Annotated in this window: 26 protein-coding genes; 8 read left to right on the top strand and 18 right to left on the bottom strand. The window is 65.1% G+C overall.

What is annotated here, in order from left to right; genetic code table 11:
- Positions 1-15: 15 nt before the first annotated feature.
- Positions 16-1,449 (bottom strand): M16 family metallopeptidase, encoded by a 1,434-nt coding sequence (locus tag ACODSU_RS19645; RefSeq protein WP_488844135.1) that lies wholly within the window; start codon positions 1,447-1,449, stop codon positions 16-18.
- Positions 1,450-1,477: 28 nt separating this feature from the next.
- On the opposite strand from ACODSU_RS19645, the gene ftsY reads away from it, so the two are divergent.
- The 5 genes from ftsY (at position 1,478) to ACODSU_RS19670 (ending at position 9,151) form a co-directional block, all read left to right on the top strand.
- Complete coding sequence (gene ftsY / locus ACODSU_RS19650) at positions 1,478-2,905, top strand: signal recognition particle-docking protein FtsY (protein ID WP_488844137.1); 1,428 nt, start codon at positions 1,478-1,480, stop codon at positions 2,903-2,905.
- 115 nt (positions 2,906-3,020) lie between these two features.
- The gene (locus ACODSU_RS19655) at positions 3,021-5,669 is read left to right on the top strand and encodes an EAL domain-containing protein (RefSeq protein ID WP_488844139.1); all 2,649 of its coding nucleotides are present in this window, start codon (positions 3,021-3,023) and stop codon (positions 5,667-5,669) included.
- A gap of 123 nt (positions 5,670-5,792) precedes the next feature.
- On the top strand, positions 5,793-6,866 hold the full coding sequence (locus ACODSU_RS19660; protein WP_488844141.1) for an FG-GAP repeat domain-containing protein: 1,074 nt from the start codon (positions 5,793-5,795) through the stop codon (positions 6,864-6,866).
- 187 nt (positions 6,867-7,053) lie between these two features.
- On the top strand, positions 7,054-7,995 hold the full coding sequence (rpoH, locus tag ACODSU_RS19665) for an RNA polymerase sigma factor RpoH (protein WP_043565643.1): 942 nt from the start codon (positions 7,054-7,056) through the stop codon (positions 7,993-7,995).
- Between the two features lie 115 nt (positions 7,996-8,110).
- A complete protein-coding gene (locus ACODSU_RS19670; RefSeq protein WP_343733492.1) occupies positions 8,111-9,151 on the top strand; it encodes a Bug family tripartite tricarboxylate transporter substrate binding protein in 1,041 nt (346 codons plus the stop codon).
- A gap of 89 nt (positions 9,152-9,240) precedes the next feature.
- Here the strand turns inward: ACODSU_RS19670 and ACODSU_RS19675 are convergent, their stop codons facing one another.
- Genes ACODSU_RS19675 through ACODSU_RS19695 form a run of 5 tightly spaced genes read right to left on the bottom strand, consistent with a single transcriptional unit; the run spans position 9,241 to position 13,417 of the window.
- Positions 9,241-9,855, bottom strand: a complete 615-nt coding sequence (locus ACODSU_RS19675) for an SCO family protein (protein WP_488844144.1) — start codon at positions 9,853-9,855, stop codon at positions 9,241-9,243.
- Positions 9,856-9,863: 8 nt separating this feature from the next.
- Positions 9,864-10,766 carry a heme o synthase gene (cyoE, locus tag ACODSU_RS19680; RefSeq protein WP_422847580.1) on the bottom strand — a complete coding sequence of 301 codons (903 nt, stop codon included), beginning with the start codon at positions 10,764-10,766 and terminating at the stop codon, positions 9,864-9,866.
- Positions 10,763-11,947 carry a COX15/CtaA family protein gene (locus ACODSU_RS19685; protein ID WP_422847581.1) on the bottom strand — a complete coding sequence of 395 codons (1,185 nt, stop codon included), beginning with the start codon at positions 11,945-11,947 and terminating at the stop codon, positions 10,763-10,765. Before ACODSU_RS19685 ends, cyoE begins: the two co-directional genes overlap by 4 nt.
- Positions 11,944-12,687: an SCO family protein gene (locus ACODSU_RS19690; protein WP_488844147.1), complete on the bottom strand. Its 744-nt coding sequence runs from the start codon at positions 12,685-12,687 to the stop codon at positions 11,944-11,946. Before ACODSU_RS19690 ends, ACODSU_RS19685 begins: the two co-directional genes overlap by 4 nt.
- Positions 12,629-13,417: an SURF1 family protein gene (locus ACODSU_RS19695; protein ID WP_488844149.1), complete on the bottom strand. Its 789-nt coding sequence runs from the start codon at positions 13,415-13,417 to the stop codon at positions 12,629-12,631. Before ACODSU_RS19695 ends, ACODSU_RS19690 begins: the two co-directional genes overlap by 59 nt.
- A 15-nt stretch (positions 13,418-13,432) precedes the next feature.
- On the opposite strand from ACODSU_RS19695, the gene ACODSU_RS19700 reads away from it, so the two are divergent.
- Positions 13,433-13,654 (top strand): twin transmembrane helix small protein, encoded by a 222-nt coding sequence (locus ACODSU_RS19700; protein ID WP_015015500.1) that lies wholly within the window; start codon positions 13,433-13,435, stop codon positions 13,652-13,654.
- Between the two features lie 126 nt (positions 13,655-13,780).
- On the opposite strand, the gene ACODSU_RS19705 is transcribed toward ACODSU_RS19700, so the two are convergent.
- The 8 genes from ACODSU_RS19705 to ACODSU_RS19740 form a co-directional block, all read right to left on the bottom strand.
- Positions 13,781-14,662 (bottom strand): cytochrome c oxidase subunit 3, encoded by an 882-nt coding sequence (locus ACODSU_RS19705; RefSeq protein WP_015015501.1) that lies wholly within the window; start codon positions 14,660-14,662, stop codon positions 13,781-13,783.
- Between the two features lie 63 nt (positions 14,663-14,725).
- A complete protein-coding gene (locus ACODSU_RS19710; protein ID WP_488844151.1) occupies positions 14,726-14,953 on the bottom strand; it encodes a DUF2970 domain-containing protein in 228 nt (75 codons plus the stop codon).
- Positions 14,950-15,585 (bottom strand): cytochrome c oxidase assembly protein, encoded by a 636-nt coding sequence (locus ACODSU_RS19715; RefSeq protein WP_488844153.1) that lies wholly within the window; start codon positions 15,583-15,585, stop codon positions 14,950-14,952. Before ACODSU_RS19715 ends, ACODSU_RS19710 begins: the two co-directional genes overlap by 4 nt.
- A gap of 16 nt (positions 15,586-15,601) precedes the next feature.
- Positions 15,602-15,712, bottom strand: coding sequence for a cytochrome oxidase small assembly protein (locus tag ACODSU_RS19720; protein ID WP_209819187.1), 111 nt, complete (start codon positions 15,710-15,712; stop codon positions 15,602-15,604).
- An 11-nt stretch (positions 15,713-15,723) separates the two neighbouring features.
- Positions 15,724-17,355, bottom strand: a complete 1,632-nt coding sequence (gene ctaD / locus ACODSU_RS19725; protein ID WP_015015505.1) for a cytochrome c oxidase subunit I — start codon at positions 17,353-17,355, stop codon at positions 15,724-15,726.
- 30 nt (positions 17,356-17,385) lie between these two features.
- Entirely contained in the window at positions 17,386-18,555 is a 1,170-nt protein-coding gene (coxB, locus tag ACODSU_RS19730) for a cytochrome c oxidase subunit II (RefSeq protein ID WP_015015506.1), read from the bottom strand.
- A gap of 59 nt (positions 18,556-18,614) precedes the next feature.
- Positions 18,615-19,091: a DUF2244 domain-containing protein gene (locus tag ACODSU_RS19735; RefSeq protein WP_015015507.1), complete on the bottom strand. Its 477-nt coding sequence runs from the start codon at positions 19,089-19,091 to the stop codon at positions 18,615-18,617.
- 152 nt (positions 19,092-19,243) lie between these two features.
- Positions 19,244-20,146: a methyltransferase domain-containing protein gene (locus tag ACODSU_RS19740; RefSeq protein WP_488844156.1), complete on the bottom strand. Its 903-nt coding sequence runs from the start codon at positions 20,144-20,146 to the stop codon at positions 19,244-19,246.
- Positions 20,147-20,181: 35 nt separating this feature from the next.
- Here ACODSU_RS19740 and ACODSU_RS19745 point away from each other — a divergent pair, with 35 nt between their 5' ends.
- Positions 20,182-20,904: a ComF family protein gene (locus ACODSU_RS19745; protein WP_488844158.1), complete on the top strand. Its 723-nt coding sequence runs from the start codon at positions 20,182-20,184 to the stop codon at positions 20,902-20,904.
- A 116-nt stretch (positions 20,905-21,020) separates the two neighbouring features.
- A complete protein-coding gene (locus ACODSU_RS19750; protein WP_015015510.1) occupies positions 21,021-21,548 on the top strand; it encodes a tRNA (cytidine(34)-2'-O)-methyltransferase in 528 nt (175 codons plus the stop codon).
- Here the strand turns inward: ACODSU_RS19750 and ACODSU_RS19755 are convergent.
- The 4 genes from ACODSU_RS19755 to ACODSU_RS19770 form a co-directional block, all read right to left on the bottom strand.
- Complete coding sequence (locus ACODSU_RS19755; RefSeq protein ID WP_488844160.1) at positions 21,541-22,482, bottom strand: LysR family transcriptional regulator; 942 nt, start codon at positions 22,480-22,482, stop codon at positions 21,541-21,543. The genes ACODSU_RS19750 and ACODSU_RS19755 overlap by 8 nt on opposite strands.
- A 32-nt stretch (positions 22,483-22,514) precedes the next feature.
- Entirely contained in the window at positions 22,515-22,979 is a 465-nt protein-coding gene (locus ACODSU_RS19760; protein ID WP_218301846.1) for a MaoC family dehydratase, read from the bottom strand.
- 96 nt (positions 22,980-23,075) lie between these two features.
- Positions 23,076-23,696 (bottom strand): ParA family protein, encoded by a 621-nt coding sequence (locus ACODSU_RS19765; RefSeq protein WP_055398577.1) that lies wholly within the window; start codon positions 23,694-23,696, stop codon positions 23,076-23,078.
- A gap of 108 nt (positions 23,697-23,804) precedes the next feature.
- Entirely contained in the window at positions 23,805-24,443 is a 639-nt protein-coding gene (locus ACODSU_RS19770) for a LysE family translocator (protein WP_488844163.1), read from the bottom strand.
- Positions 24,444-24,473 lie beyond the last annotated feature (30 nt).

Raw genomic sequence — 24,473 nt, forward strand, 5'->3', positions numbered from 1 at the left:
TTCCGCAGGGCGGGTTCAGCGGATGACAGCGCCCGCAGGCAACTGGGGGCGGGCGCGGGGAGCGTCCAGCGGCTGGGGCAGCAGGGTTGCCACGGTGAGCTGGTCGTCGCCAAAATATTTGGCGGCCACGGCCTGCACCTGCGCCGGGGTCACGGTGCGCAACAGGGCCAGCAGGCGCTCGTTGGCATCCAACGGAAAGCCCTGCACCCAGTTGCCGCCCAGCTCTTGCGCCTGGCTCATCACCGAGTCGCGCTCGTACACGGTGGAGGCGATCCATTGCGTCTTGACGCGGTTCAGCTCGGCCTCGCTCACCCCCTCCTTCGCCACCCGGGTCACCTCGGCGCGCAGCGCGTCTTCGACCTGCTGGGCGGTCTTGCCCGCAGCAGGCACGCCGCTGAGCATGAACAGGCTGGGACCGCGCCCCGTCACCATGGCGGAGCTGCTGGCGCTGTCGGCCACGCGGTTGGGGCCCTGGGTCAGCGCGCGGTCCAGCCGGGCACCGTCGTAGCCGTTGAACACGGCCGACAGCACCATCAGCGCGAGGGCGTCGCGGTCTTCGTCGGTGAGGTTGTCCACGCGGTCCAGGCTGGGCGCGCGGAAGGCCAGGGCCACATAGGCCTGCTCGGCCGGGGCTTTGACGGCGATGCGGCGCAGGCCCTTCTGCTCGGGCTCGGTACGCGGCTTGCGCGCGGGCAGCGCGTGCACGGGCAGGCTGCCGTAGTACTTCTCGGCCAGCGCACGCACCTGGGCCACATCCACATCACCTGCCACCACAACGGCAGCGTTGGTCGGGGTGTACCACTGGCGATGGAAGGCGCGCACGTCATCGGGCGTCATCGCGTCCAGGTCGCTCATCCAGCCCACGATGGGGCGGCGGTAGGGCGACGCGTTGAAGGTGGCGGCAAACAGCTGCTCGGCCAGTACGGCGCGGGGCTGGTCTTCGGTGCGCAGGCGGCGCTCTTCCTTGACGACCTCGATCTCTTTCTTGAACTCCTCGTCGGGCCAGTGGTTGTGGGCAAACCGGTCCGATTCGAGCTTCATCACGTCCTCCAGCCGGTTGGACGGGATCTGCTGGTAGTAGCCGGTGTAGTCGCGGCTGGTGAATGCGTTCTCCCGCCCGCCCAGCGCCGCCACGCGGCGCGAGAACTCGCCCGGCGGCAAGGTCTTGGTGCCCTTGAACATCATGTGCTCCAGCGCATGGGCCACGCCCGAGGTGCCGTCCACCTCGTCCATCGAGCCCACACGCACCCAGACCATGTGCACCGCCGTCGGGGCGCGGCGGTCGGGCTGCACGATGAGCTGCATGCCGTTTTTGAGCGTGAACTGCTGCGCGCCAGAGGCCGTGGCGGACGGCGTGGTGGAGGGTTGAGACACCGGGGTGGTGGCCGCAAAGGCAGCCCCGGACGAGAGGCAGGCCAGCAGGCCCAGTAGGGTGAAAGCGCGTTTCATAGAATGGGGTGATTCTAAGAACCCGCCAATGTTCAGTTTTTTCAAGAAAAAGCCCGCTCCTTCGCCCGCCCCCACCGATGTGCCCGCCCCGGCCCAGCCGGTAGGCGCACCGGCGCCCACCGTGGTTGCGCCCGTAGCGCCCCCCCTGCCCTCCACGCCGCCCGTGGCTACCCTCAACCCGCCAGTGCCCGCTACACCGGCTCCCGTGGCGGCGCCCGCCCCGGCAGGCTTTGGCTGGCTGCGCAACCCGTTTGGCAACAAAGCCCCTGAGCCCGCTGCGCCGCCCCCCGCAGCACCAGCGCCCCTCACTGTGACCCCGCCAGCGCCCGTGGCGATGCCTCTGGTGGCACCGGCCGTCGCACCGACGCCCCCTGCAGCACCGGCAGCCACAGCGCCCGCCGCTGCTCCAGTGGTTGCAAGCCCTGCATTGCCCCCCGTGGCGCCCCCGATTTCCGTTGCTGCACCTGCGCCGGTTGCACCACCCACGCCCGCCACACCACCGCCTGCGCCGGTGGCAGCATCTGCAACCTCGGCTGCGCCCACTGCCCCGGCGCCTGAGCGCAAAGGCTGGCTGGACCGCCTCAAGGCGGGCCTGCGCAAGACCGGCAGCAGCATTGCCACGGTCTTTACCGGCACGCAGATTGACGACGCGCTGTATGAGGAGCTGGAAGAGGCCCTGCTGATGGCCGACACCGGCGTGAAAGCCACCACACACCTGCTGACGGACCTCAAGCGCCGCGTGAAGGACAGCAAGACCACCGACCCTGCGGCAGTCAAGGGCCTGCTGGCCGATGCACTGGCCGACCTGCTGCGCCCGCTCGAAAAAGCCCTGGTGATCGGCGAGCACACCCCCACCGTGATCATGGTGGCCGGCGTGAACGGCGCGGGCAAGACCACCTCCATCGGCAAGCTCACGAAGCACCTGGCGGATGAAGGCGCCGCCGTGCTGCTGGCCGCCGCCGACACCTTCCGTGCCGCTGCCCGCGAGCAGCTGGGCGTGTGGGCCGACCGCAACACGGTCGAGATCGTGAGCCAGGAAGGTGGCGACCCCGCCGCCGTGAGCTTTGATGCCGTGACCGCTGGCAAGGCGCGCGGCAAAGATGTGGTGCTGGTGGACACCGCCGGGCGCCTGCCCACGCAGCTGCACCTGATGGAAGAGCTGAAGAAGATCCGCCGCGTGGTCACCAAGGCCGATGCCACGGCCCCGCACGAGGTGCTGCTGGTGATTGACGGCAACACCGGCCAGAACGCCCTGGCCCAGGTGCGCGCGTTTGACGACGCGCTGCAGCTCACCGGCCTGATCGTCACCAAGCTCGACGGCACGGCCAAGGGCGGCGTGCTGGCCGCCATCGCGCAGGAGCGCCCCATCCCGGTGTACTTCATCGGTGTGGGCGAAAAGCTCGAAGACCTGGAAACCTTCAACGCCCGCGAATTTGCCCAGGCCTTGCTGAGCTGAGCCTCAGCGACACAACCTTCCCCTTAGAAATGGCCCCATCCGGGGCCATTTACACGTTTACGGATCGCAACGTTTCCTCCATCATGGGCTTTCCCCTTGGAAAGCACGGAGGCCCATGTTCATTGAGCTGGTCAAAGGCGTTGCGCTGCTACTGGCGCTGTGCTTTCTGCACGGGTTCAATATCCGCGTCTGGCGCCAGCACCCGTGGGTGGGCCAGGTCTTTTCGGGACTGATCTTCGGCGGCATCTGCGTAGTGGGCATGCTCACCCCGGTGGTGCTGATGCCAGGCGTGATCTTTGACGCACGCTCGGTGGTGCTGAGCATGGCCGGCCTGTTTGGCGGCCCGCTGGTAGCGGGCATTGCGGCGCTGATGGCGGCCACCGGCCGCCTTTGGCTGGGGGGCGCCGGGGCCGAGGTGGGGCTGATGGTGATCGGGCTGTGCACCGCCATGGGGCTGGTGTACCGCGTGGGCCGCGCCCGGGGGCGGCTGGGTGTGGAGCCCGTTACTCTGGCACTGTTCGGGCTGCTGCTGCACACGGCGGTGATCGCGCTGTTCCAGCTGCTGCCCCCCGAGGCCGTGCAGCGCATCAACCAGACGCTGGCCCTGCCCTATCTGCTGACCTTCACCCCCGCCACCGTGGTGCTGGGCCTGTTGCTGCACGACGTGGAGCAGCGCATGGCCACCGAGCGGGCGCTGACGGGCACGGCCGCGCGCCTGCATGCCATCACCCAGGCCATCCCAGATGTGCTGCTGGTGCTGGATGCCCAGGGCCGGTATGTCGAGGTGCTGTCCCCCAACGACTCCGCCCTAGTGGCCAGCGCCCCGGTGCTGGTGGGCCAGCGGCTGCACGACGTGCTGCCCGCCGAGCAGGCCGAACGGTTCATGCAGCTCATCCGGGACACGCTGCAGTCTGGCCAGACCCACAGCGTGGAATATGAAATGCAGATCCTGTCAGGGCTGCGCCAGTTTGAGGGGCGCACCCAGCCCCTGGGCGTGCAGGTGGGCGGCCAGGCGGCCGTGGTGTTTCTGGCCCGCGACATCACCAAGCGCAAGCAGGCAGAAAGTGCGCTGCGCGAGTCGGAACTGCGTTTTCGCTCGCTGCTGCGCAATATTCCGTCCATCTCGGTACAGGGCTACCTGCAGGACGGCACCACCAGCTACTGGAACCAGGCGTCCGAACAGCTGTACGGCTACACCGCCGAGGAGGCCATCGGTGCCAATCTGCTCGACCTCATCATCCCCCCGCCCATGCGCAACGATGTGCGGGCGCACATGCAGCACATGTTCGCCACCGGCGAGGTGATCCCAGCGGGCGAGCTGCAACTGCAGCGCAAGGACGGCACGCCGGTGCACGTGTTCTCCAGCCATGCCTACATCCAGGTACCAGGCCACCCGCCCGAGATGTTCTGCATCGACATCGACATCTCAGGCCGCAAGGCCGCCGAGGACGAGGCCCGCTATCTGGCGTTCTACGACGCGCTCACCCAGTTGCCCAACCGCCGCCTGCTGGTGGACCGGCTGCAGCAGGTGCTGGTCAACGGTGCGCGCTCGGGCCTCACCACGGCCGTGCTGTTTGTGGACCTGGACAACTTCAAGACCCTGAACGACACCCGGGGCCATGAGGTGGGCGACCTGCTGCTCAAGGACGTTGCCCAGCGCCTGCGCAGCTGTGTGCGCGAGCAGGACACCGTGGCCCGCCTCGGAGGTGACGAGTTTGTGGTGGTGCTGCAGAACCTGAGCAGCGACGCCCCCGAGGCCGCCGCGCAGGCGCGCACGCTGGGCGAGCTGATCCTGGCGCAATTGCGCCAGCCCTACGAGCTGGCGGGGCACGAACACCACTTCACCGCCAGCATCGGTGTGACCCTGCTCAATCACCAGCGCGACTCGGTGGACGAGGTGCTCAAGCAGGCCGACATGGCCATGTACCGTGCCAAGGACGCCGGGCGCAACACACTGCGCTTTTTTGACCCCGACATGCAGCAGGCCGTGAACCGCCGCGCCCTGCTGGAAACCGAGCTGCACAACGGCCTGCGGCGCGCGCAGTTCCTGCTGCTGTACCAGCCGCAGGTGGACAGCCAGGGGCGCGTGACCGGCGCAGAGGCCCTGGTGCGCTGGCAGCATCCGGTCCAGGGCATGGTGCCGCCGTCGGAGTTCATCCCGCTGGCTGAAGAATCGGGCCTCATCCAGCCGCTGGGCCACTGGGTCATGGAAACCGCCCTGCGCCAGCAGGCGCGATGGCAGCAAGACCCGCTGTTTGCGCAACTCAGCCTGGCCATCAACGTGAGCGCGCGCCAGTTCCTGCAGGACGACTTTGTGGCCCAGGTGCTGGCGCTGGTGCAGCAGACCGGCGCCAACCCCGCACAGATCAAGCTGGAGCTGACCGAAAGCCTGCTGCTGGACAACGTGGACAGCGTGATTGCCACCATGCGCGCCCTCAAGGCCCATGGCCTGGGGTTTTCGCTGGACGACTTTGGCACGGGGTACTCGTCGCTCAGCTACCTCAAGCGCCTGCCGCTCGACCAGATCAAGATCGACCAGGGCTTTGTGCGCGACGTGCTGCTGGACGCCAGCGACGCGGCCATCGCCCGCTCCATCATCGCGCTGGCCGGCAGCCTGGGCCTGTCCGTAATTGCTGAAGGGGTGGAGACCACCGCCCACCACCAGTTTCTGCTGGCGCACGGCTGCCAGGCCTTTCAGGGCTACCTGTTTGGCCGCCCGCTCACGCTGAAAGACTTTGAAAGCCGGGTGCGGCAGGGCGTATAGGGAGGCTGAGACGCCACCGCGCCCGCCACGGGGCACCAGCGACGAATGGAAACGGGCTTGGCGCCGTTCAAGTTCCCGTGTTGTGGCGTCGATATCTCTGTGTGGAAACCGTGGAGGTGTCCCATGAAGATTGAATCGTCCGCCCTGCAGATGCAGGCCCAGCATGCGGCCAGCCGCATGCACACCCAAAGCAGCCGCATGGAGGCCTGGGTGGGCGACCGCCGCCCCATCAGCGCCCCTGGCCCTAGCCGGGCGGCACCCGCCGTACAAATTTCCAGCGCAGCACGCCTGGCCCGCGCTGCCCAGGAAGCCGACGCGGCCACGGCCACCGCTACAGACAGCAGCCCGGACGACGGACTGACACCCCAGCTGGCCATGATCCGCGACCTGATTGCCCGCATGACGGGCGTGCAGGTGCGGGTGTACACCGGCCAGACGGAACCCGTACCGTCCCCACCCTTCTTGCCCACGAGCCGCCCGGCCACCACGCCTGCGGCCGAGGCAGGCCGCCCGCGTGCCGGGTGGGGCCTGCTGGTAGAGCAACGCGAAGTGGTCGTAGAAACCGAAAGCACCCAATTCACCGCCCAGGGCATGGTGCGCACTGCCGACGGGCAGGAAATCCGCTTCAGCCTGCAGCTGGACATGCAGCGAAGTTACCGCCAGGAATCGTCATTCAGCCTCCGCCTGGGCGACGCCGCGGTGGTCGACCCGCTGGTCATCAACTTCGACGGCTCGGCCGCACAGTTGCAGGACCTGCGCTTCGCGTTTGACCTGGACAGTGACGGCCAGACCGACAACGTGCCCCTGCTCGCAGGCAACCGGGGCTACCTCGCCCTGGACCTGAACCACAACGGCCGCATCGACAACGGCCGGGAGCTGTTCGGCCCCGGCACCGGCAACGGCTTTGCCGAGCTGGCCGCCTATGACAGCGACGGCAACGGCTGGATTGACGAGGCCGACCCGGTCTTTCAGCAGCTCCAGGTGTGGACTCCCTCGGCGGAGGGCACCGAGGGGGCTGGGAACCTGCGCACCCTGGCCGACGTGGGCGTGGGCGCACTCTCCACCCACGCCATCGCCACCCCCTTTGCCCTGCGCACCGCCGACAACGCCAGCCTGGGCGCCGTGCGCTCCACCAGCGCCTATCTGCGAGAAGACGGCAGCGTGGGCACGGTGCAGCAGGTGGACCTGACCGTTTGAAGGCGACTCATGGAGAGTGGATTACTATGCTTTTGATAGCTTCAAAGGCATTCTCCACTAACACTTGATGCCGATTTGACTCAGAAAATATCAAACGGTATCAATGAGCAACCCGACGGGAACTCCGTGCTTAGCACTCAATCAGAGAGAGTGCTAATATGATGGCTTAGAGGAAAGGATTCCCGGAATGAACATTCAATCTGGAACCGCGACGATGTCTCTGGCACCCGCCAATCCCTGGGCGCTGGTGCCCCCCTTGGGCAACCTGGACGCCTATATTTCGGCTGTCAACCGACTGCCCCTGCTCACGCACGAAGAAGAGCAGACCTACGCACGCCAACTCAAGGACAACAACGATCTGGACGCCGCCGGCCGGCTGGTGATGTCGCACCTGCGTCTGGTGGTCTCGATTGCACGCCAGTACCTGGGGTACGGCCTGCCCCATGGCGACCTGATCCAGGAAGGCAATGTGGGCCTGATGAAGGCTGTCAAGCGCTTTGACCCCGACCAGGGTGTGCGCCTGGTGAGCTACGCCATGCACTGGATCAAGGCCGAGATCCACGAATACATCCTGAAGAACTGGCGCATGGTCAAGGTGGCCACCACCAAGGCACAGCGCAAGCTGTTCTTCAACTTGCGCTCCATGAAGCAGGGCTTCAAGGCCGACGCGTCGGCCGCTGATGTTGCCACGCACCGTGACACCCTGTCGGACCATGAGATCGACGCCGTTGCCGCACAGCTCAACGTGAAGCGCGAAGAAGTCATCGAAATGGAAACCCGCATGGCGGGTGGTGATGTGCTGCTGGACCCGGCCCCGGCCGATGACGGCGAGCAGGCGTTTGGCCCCATTGCCTACCTGGCCGATGCATCGCACGAACCCACGGCCATGATCGAGTCGCGCCAGCGCGACGCGCTGGCCACCGACGGCATTGCCAACGCCCTGGCCAGCCTGGACGACCGCAGCCGACGCATCGTGGAAGAGCGCTGGCTCAAGGTCAACGACGATGGCAGCGGAGGCATGACGCTGCACGACCTGGCCGCCGTGTACGGCGTAAGCGCCGAGCGCATTCGCCAGATCGAAGTGGCCGCCATGAAGAAGATGAAAAAGGCCCTGGCCGAATACGCCTGACCGGGCCGGGCAGCGGGGTTAATATCACCGGCTGCAGAAGTTGCCTCGCGGGGCCCCAGTTCTGGGGCCCCGCGTCGTTTGGGCCCCCGAATATTCTTCAAGGAGATTGCACCCCATGCCCTCACGTCCCGCCTTTACCGGCCGTGTTTCCCGCCGAGCTTCGCTGTTGATCGCGCTGGCTGCCGTGTCCCCGTGGGCGCTGGCGCAAAGCGCCGGCAAGGCTGCCGCTACGGCGCCCGCGCCACTGGCCTGGCCGACCAAGCCGCTGAAGATCATTGTGGGCTTTCCAGCCGGTTCGTCACCGGACCTGACGGCGCGCACGTTCTCGGAGCCCCTTTCCAAGGCCTTGGGCCAGCCCGTGATCGTGGACAACAAGGTGGGTGCAGGCGGCAACATCGGCGCCGACGCTGTGGCCAAGGCCCGTGACGATCACACCATCGGGCTGATGATCAACGGCAACATGACGATTGCCAAGCTGCTGAACCCGGCCGTTCCGTATGACCCGATCAAGGACCTGGCACCACTGAGCCTGATCGGCACCTCGCCGCTGATCCTCACGGCCCCCGTCAACCAGCCCGGCGTGGCTGCCAACGGCACTGCGCGGGACTTCTTCGTGGCCGCACGCAACGGGGGCGACAAGTGGAGCTATGGCACGCCCGGCGTGGGCACCGTGGGCCACATCGGCACCGAACTGCTCAAGGCGCGCAGCAACATCAACCCCGTGCATGTGCCCTACCCCGGCTATCCGCAGGTGGCCAACGCGATGCTGGGCGGCCAGCTGCAGATGGCGCTGCTGCCCCCGGCGCTGGCCCAGGCCCAGGTGCGTGCGGGCAAGCTGCGCGCGATCGGCGTGACCTCGTCCGGACGCAGCCCGCTGGCCCCCGATGTGCCGAGCCTGGCAGAGGCTGGTATCAGCAACTTCAACCTGGAGATCTGGAACGCCTTCGCAGCGCCCTCCACCATGCCCAAGCCCATCCAGGCCAAGCTGGCCGCGCTGCTCAGCGAAATCGCCCGCAGCGAGGACGTGCGCAGCAAGCTCTTCCAGCAAGGGTGGCAGACGGTGGGCTCGTCGCCTGAAGGCCTGGCCAACCGCATCAAGGCCGACACCAATCTGCTGGGCGGCGTGATTGCGATGCGCGGTATCAAGGCCGAATAAGGCCCTAGGGCGCCAGCTCATGCGGGGCCGCACAGCGGCCCGCGACACGGCGGCCTGGCACAGGCCACGGGTCACCCAGAGGCTGGGGCTTAGCCCCCGGCCTCGGCCAACAACACCTTCACATCGGCCGCCAGGGCCTGCGCGCCGCTGCCGTAGCGGTTGTAGACCCGCAGGCGGCCTGCAGGGTCGTACACGTAGCTGCCCGCCGAGTGGTCCATGGTGTAGCTGGTGGGCGTCTTGCCATCGACCTTTTTGTAGTAAATCTTGAAGTCCTTGGCCACGGCAGCCAGCTGCTCGGGCGAGCCATACAGCGCCAGGAAGCTCGGGTCGAAGTTGGCCATGTAGGCCTTGAGCACCTCGGGCGTATCGCGCTCCGGGTCCACCGTCACAAAAATACCCTGCAGGCGGTCACCGTCCTTGCCCAGCATCTGCTTGACCTCGGCCAGCTCCTGCATCGAGGTGGGGCACACGTCGGGGCACTGGGTGTAGCCAAAGAACACCACCACCACCTTGCCGGCAAAGTCCTTGATGTGGCGGGGTTGGCCGTTGTGGTCGGTCAGGGGAATGTCGCGGGCGTATTCAGCGCCGGTGACGTCCACACCCCGGAATTCGGCCTTTTTCTCGGAACATGCGCCCAGGAGGCCTGTAGCGCAGAGAGACAGTGCGCTAGCAGCTATCAATTGAAGAGCATTTCGTTTCTGCATGGAGGTCATCACAGCACGTAGTGGTCCACCAGCAGTGCCGCAAACAGCACGCTCAGATGGATGAGTGAAAAGCGGAAGGTCTTACGGGCCAGAGCGTCCGAATAATTGCGCCACAGCGCGAACGCGTACCCGCAAAAACCGAGGCTGAGGAGCACGGCGGCAGCCAGATAGATCCAGGAACTCATGCCATAGATGAACGGCATCATGCACCCGGCCAGCAGGATCAGCGTGTACAGGAACACCTGCAACCGCGTGAACTCGTTGCCGTGCGTGACGGGCAGCATGGGCAGGCCGGACTTGCGGTAGTCCTCCACCCGGTACAGGGCTAGTGCCCAGAAGTGCGGCGGCGTCCACAAAAAGATGATGAGGAAGAGGATAAGCGCCTCGGGCCCCACATCGTTGGTCATGGCCGCCCAGCCCAGCACCGGTGGCATGGCCCCGGAGGCGCCGCCGATCACGATATTCTGGGGCGTGAGGGGTTTGAGAATCACGGTGTAGACCACCGCATAGCCCACAAAGGTGGCGAAGGTGAGCCACATGGTCAGCGGGTTGATCCAGACGTACAGCAGCGCGGAACCTACGGCACAGAGTACGGCTGAGAACAGCAGCGTCTGCGCATTGGACAGCTCGCCCTTGGCCGTCGGACGCCAAGCGGTGCGCTTCATCTTGGCGTCGATACCCTGCTCGACGATGCAATTGAACGCGGCCGCAGCACCGGCCACCAGCCACACGCCCAGGCACGCCAGCGCCATGTGGGCCAGTTGCGCAGCGTTGGGCAGGCCGGGCACGGCCAGCACCATGCCAATCAGCGCACAAAAGACGATGAGCTGCACCACGCGGGGCTTGGTCAGCGCATAAAACTGCTGGAACCGCGAGGGCGGCGCAGCAACGGCGGAGGGGGCAACACTCATGCAGATACTCTCGATGCGCCCGTGGGCGCGGAAAACTCTTGGGGCGCAGGTGCCGCGCGGCTGGACACCAGGGCCCAGGTCAGCACCACCACCAGGGCAGCGGCGCCACCGGTGTGCAGCACCGCCGCCACCAGGGGCCAGTCCAGCACCACGTTGGACAAACCAGTCACCAGCTGCAGCAAGGCCAGCCCGCCAATCCACCGGGCCTGCGTAGGCAACACGCCATTGCGATGGAAGCGCCAGGCCACCAGGCCCAGTGCGAGCAGCACCACATAGGCCATCAGGCGGTGCACGTAATGAATGGCGGTGAGCGCAGCAAAGCTGATGTGGCTACCGTCTTGCAACATGCCCAGCTTGCGCCAGATCTGGAAGCCCTGCGCAAAGTCCATGGCGGGCCACCAGCTGCCCTGGCAGGTGGGGAAGGTGGTGCATGCCAGCACCGCATAGTTGGTGCTGACCCAGCCGCCCAGCACGACTTGCAGGGCCAGCAGCAGGGCCGTTAGTACCAGCCCCCAGCGCAGCACGGGGGACAAGGCCACCGGTGAGCGCCCCTGAGCGCTGTGGGTATGGCGCACGGCCTGCACACACAACAGGGCCAGCAGCACCAGACCACCGATCAGATGCAGGGTGACGATGGCGGGAAAGAGCTTCATAGTCACCGTGAGTGCGCCGAACGCACCCTGCAGGCACACCCACAACAAGGTCACCGTGGGCCACCAGGGGCTGAGCGGCGGCGCCTGCTGCCCGCCATCACGCCGGGCACGCCGTTGCTGCACCCAGGACGACACAGTGATCACAATGATCAGCACCCCCACACCTGTGGCCAAGTAACGGTGGATCATCTCGATCCAGGCCTTGCCGTGCGTCACGGGGCCGGTCGGCATGGCCTCCTGGGCGGCCGCAATCTCGGCGCGGGCACCCACCGGGCTGGCGCTGCCATAACAGCCGGGCCAGTCGGGACAACCCAGGCCCGAATCGGTCAAGCGTGTGAAGGCGCCGAACAGCACCAGATCAAACGTGAGGAACAGCGTGAGCACCGTGAGCGCCTGCAAGCGCCGCATGGGCGTGCTGCGGCGATTGCGCGCCCACACCCAGACCAGCGGCCCCAGCGCGATCACCAGGCCGAGCAGCATCAGCTCGAACACTGGGGCCAGGTCGTACAGCGGTTGGGTATCGGTCATGGCTTGACCGGCCGCCCCGGCTCGTCCCACGAAGAAGAAGCGCGCAGCAGCCGCTCCAGGTCCCGCTTGGCCTTGGCGGCGCCACTGGTGTCCATGGCCGCCGGAAAACGCATCATCCAGTTGCCCATCGGGTCCACCACATAGAGGTGGTCTGCCAGTTGCTGGCCCGGGGCCGGCTCCAGCCAAGCCTTGACGGCACTGGGCTCGACCCGCAACACAGTGGCTTGCTGCAGGGCGGGCGTGAGAGCGGCGGGTGGCAGGGCGTTGTCGTTGATCAGCCAGACCCAGTCCACCCGGTCTTTTTCCTTACCCAAGCTCTCGCGCAGCTGGCGCTGCAGGTACAGGTGCTTCTGGCAGGCCGGATCGCAATCGCCTCCGGCCACGCTCACCAGCAACCATTGGCCTTTGAGGGACTCCAGCCGCTTGGCCCCGCCATCGAGAGTGAAGGCGGTGAGCGCAGGCACAGTGCGCTGGGGGTTGATCAGCTCGCCGTAAACGCGCCGCCCCTCCGGGCGGATCACGTAGTAGGTGAAGTACGAGGCGACCACTGGCGCGGCGCAGATCAGGAGCACGCCCAGCATCTTCCAGCGCCCATGGCGCGCACGCTGTGCGGTGGCGACCGCCTCCCCCGCCTCGGGCAAGGTGTGTACGGTCAGCCCCAGCGGGTGCTCCGCACGCGCCTCAGGCGGCAGGCTGGCTGCGCGGGCGAATGAACCGTCGGACGATTTGGAACCAGACATAAAGGAGTGCTATCAGGCCGCAGAGCCCGAACCATTGAAATGCGTAACCGTAGTGTTTTTCGACACCCGCGCCGACCACAGGCCAGTCGCGCAGCAGGCCATCGCCTGCGTCGCCCACTGGGCCCGTCTGCAACACCGTGAGGGGGGCGAGCGCCAGACCGGTTTCTGTGCGGAACGCTGCCAAGTCCAGATTTTGCCGGATGCGGGAAGACCCCTGTGCACTATCGCCCCCTTGGAACTCGTACAGCCGCGAGGGCGACAAGGCCACACGGCCTTGAATGCGCACCTCGGCATCAGCGGGCGTGGTCACGGAAGGCAGTTGGGTGCGGTCCTGGAAATTGCGCGCTGCCCATCCGCGCTGCACCAGCACCACCCCAGCGCCCCCACCAGAAAGCTGCAGTGGCGTGAGCACAAAAAACCCAGGGCGCCCCTGCATCTGCCGGTTGTCCAGATACACCGTGTGCTCAGGCAGCCAGCGCCCCTGCAGCACCACAGCACGGTGTACGAGGGCTTGTTGCGCCTCGGGCGTCGCGCTAGTCGCGTCCGTCAGCGTACGCCCGTCTATGGCCGGCTGGCTGGCCCGCGCATCCAGCATCGCCTGCAGCGACTCTTTCTGGGCGGCTCGCGACAACTGCCAACGTCCCAAAGAGGCGGTGACCAGCATGCCCACCACGGCAGCCAGGGTAATGAGCCAAAAACGCAGGTCCGCAGGACGGCGAAGGGGGGTCACAGGATAATGCGCTCCATGAAATACCTCGTAGTGCTGGCGTTCATCGCCATTTTGGCCAGCCTGGCATCCGCCTTGTTCTTCATGATGCGCAACGGACGCGACGACAAGAGCAAGGGCAACCACATGGCCAAGGCGCTGGCGGTGCGTGTGGGGCTGTCCATCGTGCTGTTCTTGTGCATTCTGGTCGCTTGGCAGTTGGGATACATCCAGCCCACCGGGCTGCCCGCCACCCGTTGACCCAGGGGCTTGATCCGCCAACCGGAGAGCCTGAGCCCATCACAGGCTACTGCTGAGCCGCACCACCGAGCGGTAGAACAAAAAAAGCGCCGCGAGGCGCTTTTTTTGACGGCGTCCGGGCCTGGCTTACATCCAGTAGACCAGCACGTACAGGCCCAGCCACACCACGTCCACAAAGTGCCAGTACCAGGCAGCGCCTTCAAAGCCAAAGTGCTTGTCAGCCGTGAAGTGGCCCTTTTGCAGGCGCAGCGTGATCACCAGCAGCATCAGCATGCCCAGGAACACGTGGAAGCCGTGGAACCCGGTGAGCATGAAGAATGTGGAACCAAACACACCCGAGCTGAGCTTGAGGTTCAGGTCGGTGTAGAGGTGGTAGTACTCGTAACCCTGCACCAGCAGGAACACGAAGCCCAGCAGCACCGTGGCCCACATGAAGCCGATGGTCTTGCCACGTTGGTTTTCACGCAGAGCGTGGTGGGCAATGGTCAGCGTCACGCCCGAGGTCAACAGCAGCGCGGTGTTGATCGTGGGCAGCCAGAAGGGGCCTACGGTCTGGAAGGGTTCGATGATGCCGGCGGGCGATGCCGTGACACCGGCAGCCATGCTGGGCCAGACGGCCTTGAAGTCAGGCCACAGCAGCGCGTTGTCCAGGCTGCCCAGCGCAGGCACCGAGTGCGAGCGCGCCCACCACAGGGCGGTGAAGAACGCTCCAAAGAACATCACCTCGGAGAAGATGAACCAGCTCATGCTCCAGCGGTACGACAGGTCGATCTTGTGACCGTACAGGCCGCCTTCGCTCTCGCGCACTGCGTCGCCAAACCACTGGTACAGCGTGAACAGCCACCACACCAGCCCCACGGCCAGCGAATATTTGCCCCAGTCGTGACCATTGATCCACTGGCCAGCGCCCAGGATCACAAAGAACAGACCGGCCGCGGCCATCACCGGGTGGCGAGACTCGGCGGGCACATAGTAGTACGGGGTTCCGCCGTGGGTTGATGCACTCATTTCAGCTCCTGATTCTCAAAATCTTTGTTTTCAGTATTTGTTCGCACAAACCAGCCAACACACTCACACGACCCAGTTCACCAGCCCGATCAGGCCCATCACCAGCAAAAAAACCGCCATCAATCCCACCACGATGATGTGGATCGGGTTGAGTTTTTCGACATCTTGCTGGTACTCGCTGCCTTTGCGCAAGCCAATCAGCGACCATGCCACCGCGCGCACCGTGCGCAGCAATGAGCCTTTGCGTTGCGACGGCTTCACGCCTGCGGATGGCCCGAGCGGCGCGCTCATGAGCCCGCTCCTTGTAAGGCCGCCGCATTGGCACCCGGCACCACGGCAGCGGCCGTTGATTCGGGGGCTGCGGGTGTCTTGCCGCCCACTTCAAAGAAGGTGTACGACAGCGTGATCGTGGTGACGTCTTTGGACAGTTTCGGATCAATCACGAACGCCACGGGCCAGGTTTTCTTTTCCCCGGGCTCCAGGGTGTACTGATTGAAGCAAAAGCATTCCAGCTTGTTGAAGTGCGCAGCGGCCTGCCGGGGCGCGTAACTGGGAATGGCCTGGGCGGCCATGCGGCGGTTCTGCACGTTCTGGAACTCGTACATCACCGTCGTCAGCTCACCAGGGTGCACCTGCACGGAACGCTGCGCCGGCTTGAAGTCCCACGGACCGCGCGAGTTCGCGTCGAACTCCACCGTGATGGTGCGCGACTTGTCCACCTGGGTGTTGGCGGGAACGCGCACATCCTTGCCGGCCACACCGTTGCCGGGCACCTGCCGCTCCGACAGCGACAGGATGTTGATGCCCGTCATCTCGCAGATGTGCTTGTAGATGGGGATCAGCACGTAGCCGAAGGCGAACATGCCGGCCGCAATCACGACCAGCTTGCCGACCATCTTGGCGTTTTCGCGGTGCAGGCTCATGGGGTGGGCCGGTGGCTCAGCGGGACAGCAACACCACCTTGACCATGAACCCGACAAAGAACACCGCCGCCACCGACGCCAGGATCAGCGCCAGCCGCAGGTTGTTCTTCTTTTGCTCGGGGGTCATGGACATGGTGTTCAGCCAATCACGCGGGTTGCAGTGGCGTCCAGCTTGGGAGGATTCTCAAACGTGTGGAAAGGCGCGGGGGAAGGAACTTCCCACTCCAGACCCTCGGCACCGTCCCATGGCTTGGCAGGGGCCTTGGCGCCGTTGCCACGCATGGCTGGCAGTACCACGGCCAGGAAGAAATAGACCTGCATCAGACCGAAACCAAACGCGCCCACCGAGGCAATCGCGTTGAAGTCAGCGAACTGCATGGGGTAGTCGGCATAACGACGGGGCATGCCAGCCAAGCCCAGGAAGTGCATCGGGAAGAAGGTGATGTTGAACGTGATCAGCGAGCCCCAGAAGTGGATCTGGCCACGGGTTTCGGAGTACATCACGCCGGTCCACTTGGGCAGCCAGTAGTACACGCCAGCGAACATGGAGAACAGCGAACCGGCCACCAGCACGTAGTGGAAGTGGGCAACCACGTAATAGGTATCTTGCAACTGGATGTCGATGGGGGCCATGGCCAGGATCAGGCCGGTGAAACCACCCATGGTGAACACGAAGATGAAGCCCACGGCAAACAGCATGGGGGTTTCAAACGTCATCGAACCGCGCCACATGGTGGCGATCCAGTTGAAGATCTTCACAGCCGTGGGCACGGAGATCAGCATCGTGGCGTACATGAAGAACAGCTGGCCCGTCACAGGCATGCCGGTCGTGAACATGTGGTGGGCCCACACGATGAACGACAGGATGGCGATGGACGAAGTGGCGTACACCATGGAGGCATAGCCGAACAGCTTCTTGCGGCTGAACGCAGGCACGATCTGGCTGATGATGCCGAAAGCCGGCAAGATCATGATGTACACCTCGGGGTGACCGAAGAACCAGAAGATGTGCTGGTACATCACCGGGTCACCGCCACCGGCGGGGTTGAAGAAGCTGGTGCCGAAGTGACGGTCCGTCAGCGTCATGGTGATCGCGCCGGCCAACACAGGCATCACAGCGATCAGCAGGTAGGCGGTGATGAGCCATGTCCAGGCGAACATGGGCATCTTCATCAGCGTCATGCCGGGGGCGCGCATGTTCAGGATGGTCACGATGATGTTGATCGAGCCCATGATGGACGAGGCACCCAGGATGTGCATCGCGAAGATGCCGGCATCCATGGAAGGACCCATTTGCAGCGTCAGCGGTGCGTACAGCGTCCAGCCGGCAGCGGGAGCGCCGCCGGGCATGAAGAACGAGCTGACCAGCATCAGTGCGGCAGGAATCATCAGCCAGAAGCTGAAGTTGTTCATGCGCGCGAAGGCCATGTCGGAGGCGCCGATCTGCAGCGGGATCATCCAGTTCGCAAAACCCACGAAGGCCGGCATGATGGCGCCGAACACCATGATGAGGCCGTGCATGGTGGTGAGCTGGTTGAACAGCTCAGGGTTCACCAGTTGCAGGCCGGGCTGGAACAGCTCGGCGCGGATCAGCAGGGCCAGGATGCCCCCGACCATCAGCATGGTGAACGAGAACAGCAGGTAAAGCGTACCGATGTCTTTGTGGTTGGTGGCGAACACCCAGCGGCGCCAGCCGGTGGGGCCATGGTGGTCGTGGCCGTCGTGTGCGTGGTCGCCAGCGTGCCCGTGGTTGTCGAGTACTGCGCTCATGGTGAATTCCTCAATACGATGGGGCGATGATTACTTGCCACGCAGGGCCAGAACTTCAGCAGGCTGCACCAGCTGGCCGGTCTTGTTGGACCAGTTGTTCTTGGTGTAGGTGACCACGGCGGCGATGTCGGTGTCGCTCAGCTGCGCCCATGCAGGCATGGCGCCATTGTTCTGGCCCTTAAGCAAGACCTGGATCTGCTTGGCATGGTCGGCATCCAGCACCACGGCAGCACCGTCGAGTGGCTTGATGGGGCCAGCGCCCTTGCCGTTGGCCTGGTGGCAGGCAGCGCAGTTGGCCGCATACACCTTCTCGCCGCGCTTGAGGATGTCGTCCAGCGCCCACACCTTCGTGGGGTCGTCCAGCTTGGCTGCGGCCTTCTTCTTCTGTTCGGCCACCCAGGCGGTGTAGTCCTCGGCGGACACCACCTTCACGTGGATGGGCATGTAGGCGTGTTCCTTGCCGCACAGTTCTGCGCACTGCCCGTAGTAGTCGCCGATCTTCTCGGCGCGGAACCAGGTGTCACGCACGAAACCAGGGATAGCGTCCTGCTTGATGCCGAAGGCAGGCACCATGAAGGCGTGGATCACGTCGTTGGCTGTGGTGATGATGCGGATCTTCTTGTTGACCGGCACCACCATGGGGTTGTCCACCTTGAGCAGGTAGTTGGCGGGGGCGTCCTTGACGTTGCCGCTGTCAGACATCACACGGTGGCTGCTGTCCAGTGTGGAGATGAAGGCCAGGCCTTCGCCTTCGCCGGTGATGTAGTCATAGCCCCACTTCCACTGGTAGCCCGTGGTCTTGATCGTGAGGTCGGCGTTGGTGGTGTCCTTCTGGGCCACCAGCACTTTGGTCGCAGGCAAGGCCATGAGGATCACGATGATGAACGGAACAATGGTCCACACCACTTCAACCGTCACCGACTCGTGGAAGTTGGCAGCCTTCGCGCCCTTGGAGCGGCGATGCTTCCAGATCGAGTAGAACATCACAGAGAACACTGCAACAAAGATCACCGTGCAGATGATCAGCATCATCCAGTGCAGAAAATGCTGCTCTTCTGCGATCTTGGTGACGGGCGGCGCCAGGTTCAGCTGGTTGACTGCAGGGCCGCCAGGCAGGTCCTGAACGGCATGGGCTGCGGAGCCCACCCATGCACCGGCAATCAGCAGCAGAGAAGCCAGCTTGTTGGAAATGCTCTTCATAGTTCTCACTTACTTCTAAGCCTCAATTTAACCAATCCCTTTCGCGCGCCTGCGTGGGGTCAGGCAGCGCGCAAGGCCATGCGGATCTCCGATGCCAAGGCCGGCCGGAGCTCTGGGCGCACATAGCGCCCCACCTCCACCGTACGGCCCTGTGCAGACAGCGTGATCAGCGAATGGTCTCCCGTCTTGGGCTCTACGCGAACCCGGCTCCGGTCAAACTCCGCGCGCTCCAGCCTGCCTGCTGTCTCCAGCTCCACCACAAGGCGTGAGCCCTGCAATGAAATCCTCTCGCCATCCGCCGCATGGCGACCGTACATGGCGAATGCAATTCCTACTGCCACGATTTCGAGCCAGGCGAAGGGCATCACCAGGTGGGCGCCGAGCATCCAGAAGAATGTCGCGATTCCCAGGGACACCACACACAGCGACAGATACATCCAGCCCAATTGCGTCGGCGTGACCGAACAATTGCGAACCAGACGCCAGTCGATGCGCTGACCCGACACCGTGGCAAAACGAAAAACCAAGCCCGTCACCGTGAGTGCTCACAAGACTGCCGGCTGCAGCACACGTTGCGCCTTGGGCACAACAGGCACAGCCTGCCAAATTGCGCGGGAAGATGCCCGAAATCTCAATAACCAAGAATTGTAGCGTGCCTTGTTCCAAGTCATTGACACGCCGTTACAGGTTAGTTCTCAGTGCCGCCCTTGCGCAACATGGCGCGCATGTCCTGCAGCGACACCGCACTGCTGGAACTGACGCGCACCCGGGGTGCAGGCTTGAAGGCATGGCCATAGATGATTTCAAAAGTCAGTGCCAACTGACCTTCTTGGCCCGGATCGGCCAGACGCTCGGACAGCACTTGGTAGAGCTTGTCGCGCCAGCGCCGTCCGCGCAATGAGGGAAAGCGATCAGGATGCAAATTCGCACCCAGCTCGCGCAGCTCTTGAACCAGCCGCTCGGGCGTGGCAAAAGTGAGCGTGATGCGCTCCATGTCCATCACCGGCTCTGCAAAACCGGCGTGCACCAGCATGTCTCCCCAGTCATGCATGTCGGTGAAGGCATGGCCCGCGGGCGGCCACCCCATGGCGGCATACACGCCGTGCAGCTCACGGAGGGTGTCCGGTCCGAGACACGAGAACATCAGATAGCCGTCCACCGCCAGCGCGCGGTGCCAGCGGCCGATCAGGTCTTGCGGGTCGGCCGCCATGTGCAGCGTCATGTTGGACCACAACATCTGCACGCTGGCATCGGCCGGCGGCCCCATTTGCAAGGCCCCGGCACCCCAGCGGGCGGGGTTCCACCAGGGCTTGGCCAATGCCTGCCTCGCCACAGGTTCGCAATGCGCGCTGGTCTCATACACCTGGCAACGCGCCTGCGGGTAGCGAGCACTCACCAGGGCATGCGCCTGCAGACCCCCACGCACAGGGTCCCAATGGCACCAGGAGGCGGGTGCCTGGCGAATCCACTGCAACCGGTCCTCCATGCGGCGCGCCACCTCTTCGTGCAGCCAGGGGGACGCGGCCGGGGCCGCAGCATGCCAGCGGGCGGCAGCAACAGGATCAATGGTGGGGGGACGCTCGGAGGACATGGGCGGGGCAGAAGGACGCGCGAGTATATTGATTCATGCTCTTTTTGGGTTTGCCAGGGATTTCACGCCGTCTCCACGCCTGGGTGGACAAAGTGCCCAGCCAGTGCGCCGTGTGCCATGCCTGGCCGTCCCAGCGTGTCTGCAATGCGTGTGTGATGCGGTTTGCCCAGCCTGCCACGCGTTGCCAGCGCTGCGCGCTGCGGGTGCCCGCAGGGGTTGCCGTGTGCGGCGCCTGCCTGCAGAACCCGCCCAGCTTCGACGCCTGCATTGCTGCTGTTGACTATGCCTACCCCTGGGCAGACGCCCTGGCGCAGTTCAAGTTCAGGGGCGATCCGGGATGGGCCCGGGCCTTGGCCACCCTGATGCGCAGCACGCCCTGGATGGAGCCGGCACTGGAAGCGGCCGACCGGGTACTGGCAGTCCCCCTGTCCACCGAGCGCCTGCGCGAGCGGGGCTTCAACCAGTCGGCCCTTCTGGCAAGGCAACTGGCTGGCGCCAAGGCGGACTGCCACACGTTATTGCGCCTGCATGCCACCGAGGCCCAAAGCGGCCTGCCCCGGGTGCAGCGGCTGCGCAATCTGCGCGGCGCCTTCGCCGTAGACCCCGCCCGCGCAGCCAGCCTGCGTGGCCAGCGGGTGGTACTGATCGATGACGTGATGACCACGGGCGCCACCCTGCATGCAGCCACCTTGGCACTGCGCGAGGCAGGTGTCGCGCATGTCACGGCCACTGTGCTGGCGCGCACAGGGCTGGACTGAAAAGCGCCAGACAGGTACCAAACCGGCACTGAACGAACACCGAACAGGTACTAAAGGGATACTTTTGATTACGAGCGGTTGCTCAACTCACAGGTCCAACGATGACAATGGCGGTCATGTTCCATATCGTCCTCGTCGAACCCGAGATCCCGCCCAACACCGGCAACGTGATTCGCCTGGCGGCCAACACCGGGTGCTCGCTGCACCTGATCGAGCCCCTGGGGTTCTCGATGGAAGACCGCCAGATGCGTCGTGCAGGGCTGGATTACCACGAATATGCCAGCGTGCAGGTCCATGCAGGCTGGACGGCCTTTCTGCGGGACACCCAGCCGGACCCGACCCGGATGTTTGCGATGACCACCCACGGCTCGCAACCCGTGCACTCCACCTGCTTTCTGCCCGGCGACTGGCTGGTGTTTGGCGCGGAAACGCGGGGGCTGCCCCCCGAGCTGCGCGAGAGCTTCCCACCAGCGCAGCGCCTGCGCCTGCCCATGGTGCCCGGTCAGCGCAGCCTCAATTTGTCCAACGCCGTAGCGGTCACCGTGTTCGAGGCCTGGCGGCAGAACAGCTTTGCCATGCCTGACGGGCAGGTGATGGTCGAGCCCGAGGGCACGATCATCAGCGGGTTCGCACAGCTCAACTGAGCTGACCGGATTTTTCCGCCATGGCGCGGGGCACGTGTTCGGTCAGGAAGTCCAGAAACACCCGCGTGCGCGCGGGCAGCATGCGGCCCGAGGGCAGCGCCGCATAAATCGTGTAGCGCGAAAAGATCCAGCCGGGCAGGATGTGCACCAGTTCGCCGCGGGCCAGGTGCTCCTCGGCCAGCAGGCGCGACGTGACTGCTACTCCCGCTCCGTCCACAGCGGCACGCATCAGCAGCTCGGTGCTGACGGACTGCAACACCGCCGGGGCGTCCACTTCTTCGTCCGGCACGTCTGCCCGCAGCGACTGCAGGCGCAGCTTGCGGCCGGGCCCTGACTGCAGGCGCACGGGCGCGCTCGAGTCGCGCAGGTAGTCGTGGTGCACCAGGTCTTGCGGCTCACGCGGAATGCCCCGGCGCTCCAGGTAGTCGGGGGACGCCACCACGATCGCCTCCCCCTGCACCAGGGGGCGCGCGACGATGTTGGCGTCAAAGTCCTCGCCCGCCACCATGATGGTCACATCGAACTCATCCACTCGGCTGGAGGCATAGGCGTCCATGCTGATGTCCAGCATGAGCTTGGGGTAGTAGGCATGCCACACCGCCACCATGGGTGCCAGAAAGTTGGTGGCGAGCACCGGCGCCGCCACGATGCGGATGGTGCCGCGCAGATCGCGCGTGCTGGCAGCGGCAGCGGCCTCGGCATCGTCGATCTCGTGCAGGATGGCGCGCACCCGCTGCAGGTACGACTCGCCCGCTTCGGTCAGCGCCAGCTTTCGGGTGGTGCGCTGCAGCAGGCGTGTGCCCAGGTGCTGCTCCAGCTCGGCCACCATGCGGGTGACCACGGGGGGCGACATGTCCATGGCGCGGGCAGCGGCAGCAAAGCCGCCCTCTTCCACCACGCGCTCGAAAATTTTCATGGCTTGCAGGCGGTCCATGGTTCAGACCTCCTGCCCGGTGGCGACCAGGCTCAGGCCGGGGCGCCGAAGTTGCGCGCCAGCGATTCGGCCACGCACACAGGTTTCTCGCTGCCCTCGCGCTCCACCGTCACGAGCCAGGTCATCTGTATGCCATCGGGCGCCACGGGCTCGGCAGCCTGCAGCGTAAGGCGCGCTCGCAAGCGACTGCCCACAGGCACGGGCGCCGTGAAGCGCACCTTGTTGAGCCCGTAGTTCACGCCCATGCGCGCACCCTCGATGGTCAGGCCCGTCTCGAAAAACTGCGGGATCAGCGACAGCGTGAGAAACCCATGCGCAATGGGCGCGCCAAAGGGACCGGCCTTGGCCCGCTCGGGGTCCACATGGATCCACTGGTGGTCGCCCGTGGCCTGGGCAAACAGATTGACCTGTTCCTGCGTGATGGTGATCCAGTCGGTCACGGCGACCTCCTGGCCCACGCAGGCGCTGACTTCGGAATAAGAGCGGAAGATTTTCATCGTCGCAATGTAGCCCCGCGCCCTGGCGCGCCTTGTCTGCCGGGTGACAGGTGTTTTCCCGAGGGGCTGGTTGTACGTTCTGCTTCACGCTGTCCTTCAAGAATTGAGCCATGCACAGATGCCCTGCCACTGCTCCAGGTCGCGCGCCACGCGGCCGGGCGCCACGTCAAACAGCGTGAGGCCATGCGCCGCCAGGTGGATGTAGTTCTGCGTATCGCGCAGGTAGCCCAGCACCGGGAAGCCCAGGCTGTCCACAAAATGGTGCAGCTGCTCGGCGGCCTTGGTACGGGCGTCCACGCGCATGCCCACGATGCCGATCTGCACCCCTTCGGCGCGGCGGTGCTCGGCCAGCTGGTCCAGAAAGCTGCGCGTGGCAAAGATGTCGAACACGCTGGGCTGCAGCGGCACGATGATCTTGTCGGCCAGCTTGAGCACATCGTTCAGCCGCCAGCCGTGCAGCCCGGCAGGGGTGTCGAGCACCGCGTGCGTGGTGCCCTTGGGCGGGCGGCTGATCACGTCCGAGTTGATGCCATCCCAGGCGCCAATGGGGCGCGCGGCAGGCGGGCGCAGACCAAGCCAGAGCTTGGCGGATTCCTGCCGGTCGGTGTCGCCCAGAATCACGGGATGTCCCTGGCTCGCGTAGTAGCCCGCGATGTTGGTGGACAGTGTGGACTTGCCCACACCACCCTTCGGGTTGGCGACAACAACTACTGGCATGACAACCTCCTTGGAATCTGCGTATCCATGAAAAACCAAGCCAAATCAGCCTCTAGCGCTTTATAGGCAAGCGCAAGCAGCTATTAAAATCGAAGCACAACCATCCTATCAAGCGTGCTGCCCGCCGCGCTTGACGAAGAACAGCCCGGCGCCCACCGCCATCAGCAAGCCGCCAAACACACGGTTTTGCGCCCGCACCGCACGCGCGCTGCGCATCAGGCGGCGCAGCGCGCTGGCCCCCGCAGCGTAGCCGTGCATCACCACCACGTCCACCGTCACCGTGGTGGCGGCCATCACCACCAGCTGCGTCCACAGCGGGCGCGTGTCGGTCATGAACTGGGGCAGCACCGCCACCATGAAGATGATGCCCTTGGGGTTGGTGGCGTTGGTCAAAAAACCCGTGAGGCAGCGTTTTTGCCAGGTGCCCGCCGACTCGGTCTCATCCCCTTGCACCGGCGACTTGTCGCCAGCCCGCCACTGACAGAAGCCCACATAGATCAGGTAACACGCGCCCAGCACCTTGACGACGCTGAACGCCACCTCGGACGCCAGCAGCAGCGAGCCCACGCCCGCCCCAGCGATCAGCAAAATCAGCAGCAGCCCCAGCTGCAGGCCCAGGATGGTGGCGCCCGTCTTGCGCACGCCGAACGACAGACCATGGCTCATCGACAACACGGCCCCGGAGCCCGGCGACACCGCAATCAGGCAAGACGCCGCAAAAAAAGCCAGCCAAGTCTGCAAATCCATGGGTCACCGTGCCTGTGTACGAAGAAGGGC

Source organism: Acidovorax sp. FG48 (assembly GCF_057809085.1).

Excerpts from the sequence above, each read along its gene's own strand:
- ACODSU_RS19745 (WP_488844158.1), top strand. The coding sequence starts at position 20,182 with ATGCTCTTTTTGGGTTTGCCAGGGATTTCACGCCGTCTCCACGCCTGG.
- ftsY (WP_488844137.1), top strand. The coding sequence starts at position 1,478 with ATGTTCAGTTTTTTCAAGAAAAAGCCCGCTCCTTCGCCCGCCCCCACC.
- ACODSU_RS19690 (WP_488844147.1), bottom strand. The coding sequence starts at position 12,687 with ATGTCTGGTTCCAAATCGTCCGACGGTTCATTCGCCCGCGCAGCCAGC.
- ACODSU_RS19720 (WP_209819187.1), bottom strand. The coding sequence starts at position 15,712 with ATGACCCCCGAGCAAAAGAAGAACAACCTGCGGCTGGCGCTGATCCTG.
- ACODSU_RS19770 (WP_488844163.1), bottom strand. The coding sequence starts at position 24,443 with ATGGATTTGCAGACTTGGCTGGCTTTTTTTGCGGCGTCTTGCCTGATT.
- ACODSU_RS19685 (WP_422847581.1), bottom strand. The coding sequence starts at position 11,947 with ATGACCGATACCCAACCGCTGTACGACCTGGCCCCAGTGTTCGAGCTG.
- ctaD (WP_015015505.1), bottom strand. The coding sequence starts at position 17,355 with ATGAGCGCAGTACTCGACAACCACGGGCACGCTGGCGACCACGCACAC.
- ACODSU_RS19750 (WP_015015510.1), top strand. The coding sequence starts at position 21,021 with ATGTTCCATATCGTCCTCGTCGAACCCGAGATCCCGCCCAACACCGGC.
- ACODSU_RS19655 (WP_488844139.1), top strand. The coding sequence starts at position 3,021 with ATGTTCATTGAGCTGGTCAAAGGCGTTGCGCTGCTACTGGCGCTGTGC.
- ACODSU_RS19710 (WP_488844151.1), bottom strand. The coding sequence starts at position 14,953 with ATGAGCGCGCCGCTCGGGCCATCCGCAGGCGTGAAGCCGTCGCAACGC.
- ACODSU_RS19760 (WP_218301846.1), bottom strand. The coding sequence starts at position 22,979 with ATGAAAATCTTCCGCTCTTATTCCGAAGTCAGCGCCTGCGTGGGCCAG.
- ACODSU_RS19705 (WP_015015501.1), bottom strand. The coding sequence starts at position 14,662 with ATGAGTGCATCAACCCACGGCGGAACCCCGTACTACTATGTGCCCGCC.
- cyoE (WP_422847580.1), bottom strand. The coding sequence starts at position 10,766 with ATGAGTGTTGCCCCCTCCGCCGTTGCTGCGCCGCCCTCGCGGTTCCAG.
- ACODSU_RS19755 (WP_488844160.1), bottom strand. The coding sequence starts at position 22,482 with ATGGACCGCCTGCAAGCCATGAAAATTTTCGAGCGCGTGGTGGAAGAG.
- coxB (WP_015015506.1), bottom strand. The coding sequence starts at position 18,555 with ATGAAGAGCATTTCCAACAAGCTGGCTTCTCTGCTGCTGATTGCCGGT.
- ACODSU_RS19670 (WP_343733492.1), top strand. The coding sequence starts at position 8,111 with ATGCCCTCACGTCCCGCCTTTACCGGCCGTGTTTCCCGCCGAGCTTCG.
- ACODSU_RS19645 (WP_488844135.1), bottom strand. The coding sequence starts at position 1,449 with ATGAAACGCGCTTTCACCCTACTGGGCCTGCTGGCCTGCCTCTCGTCC.
- ACODSU_RS19660 (WP_488844141.1), top strand. The coding sequence starts at position 5,793 with ATGAAGATTGAATCGTCCGCCCTGCAGATGCAGGCCCAGCATGCGGCC.
- ACODSU_RS19740 (WP_488844156.1), bottom strand. The coding sequence starts at position 20,146 with ATGTCCTCCGAGCGTCCCCCCACCATTGATCCTGTTGCTGCCGCCCGC.
- ACODSU_RS19700 (WP_015015500.1), top strand. The coding sequence starts at position 13,433 with ATGAAATACCTCGTAGTGCTGGCGTTCATCGCCATTTTGGCCAGCCTG.
- ACODSU_RS19675 (WP_488844144.1), bottom strand. The coding sequence starts at position 9,855 with ATGCAGAAACGAAATGCTCTTCAATTGATAGCTGCTAGCGCACTGTCT.
- ACODSU_RS19765 (WP_055398577.1), bottom strand. The coding sequence starts at position 23,696 with ATGCCAGTAGTTGTTGTCGCCAACCCGAAGGGTGGTGTGGGCAAGTCC.
- ACODSU_RS19715 (WP_488844153.1), bottom strand. The coding sequence starts at position 15,585 with ATGAGCCTGCACCGCGAAAACGCCAAGATGGTCGGCAAGCTGGTCGTG.
- rpoH (WP_043565643.1), top strand. The coding sequence starts at position 7,054 with ATGAACATTCAATCTGGAACCGCGACGATGTCTCTGGCACCCGCCAAT.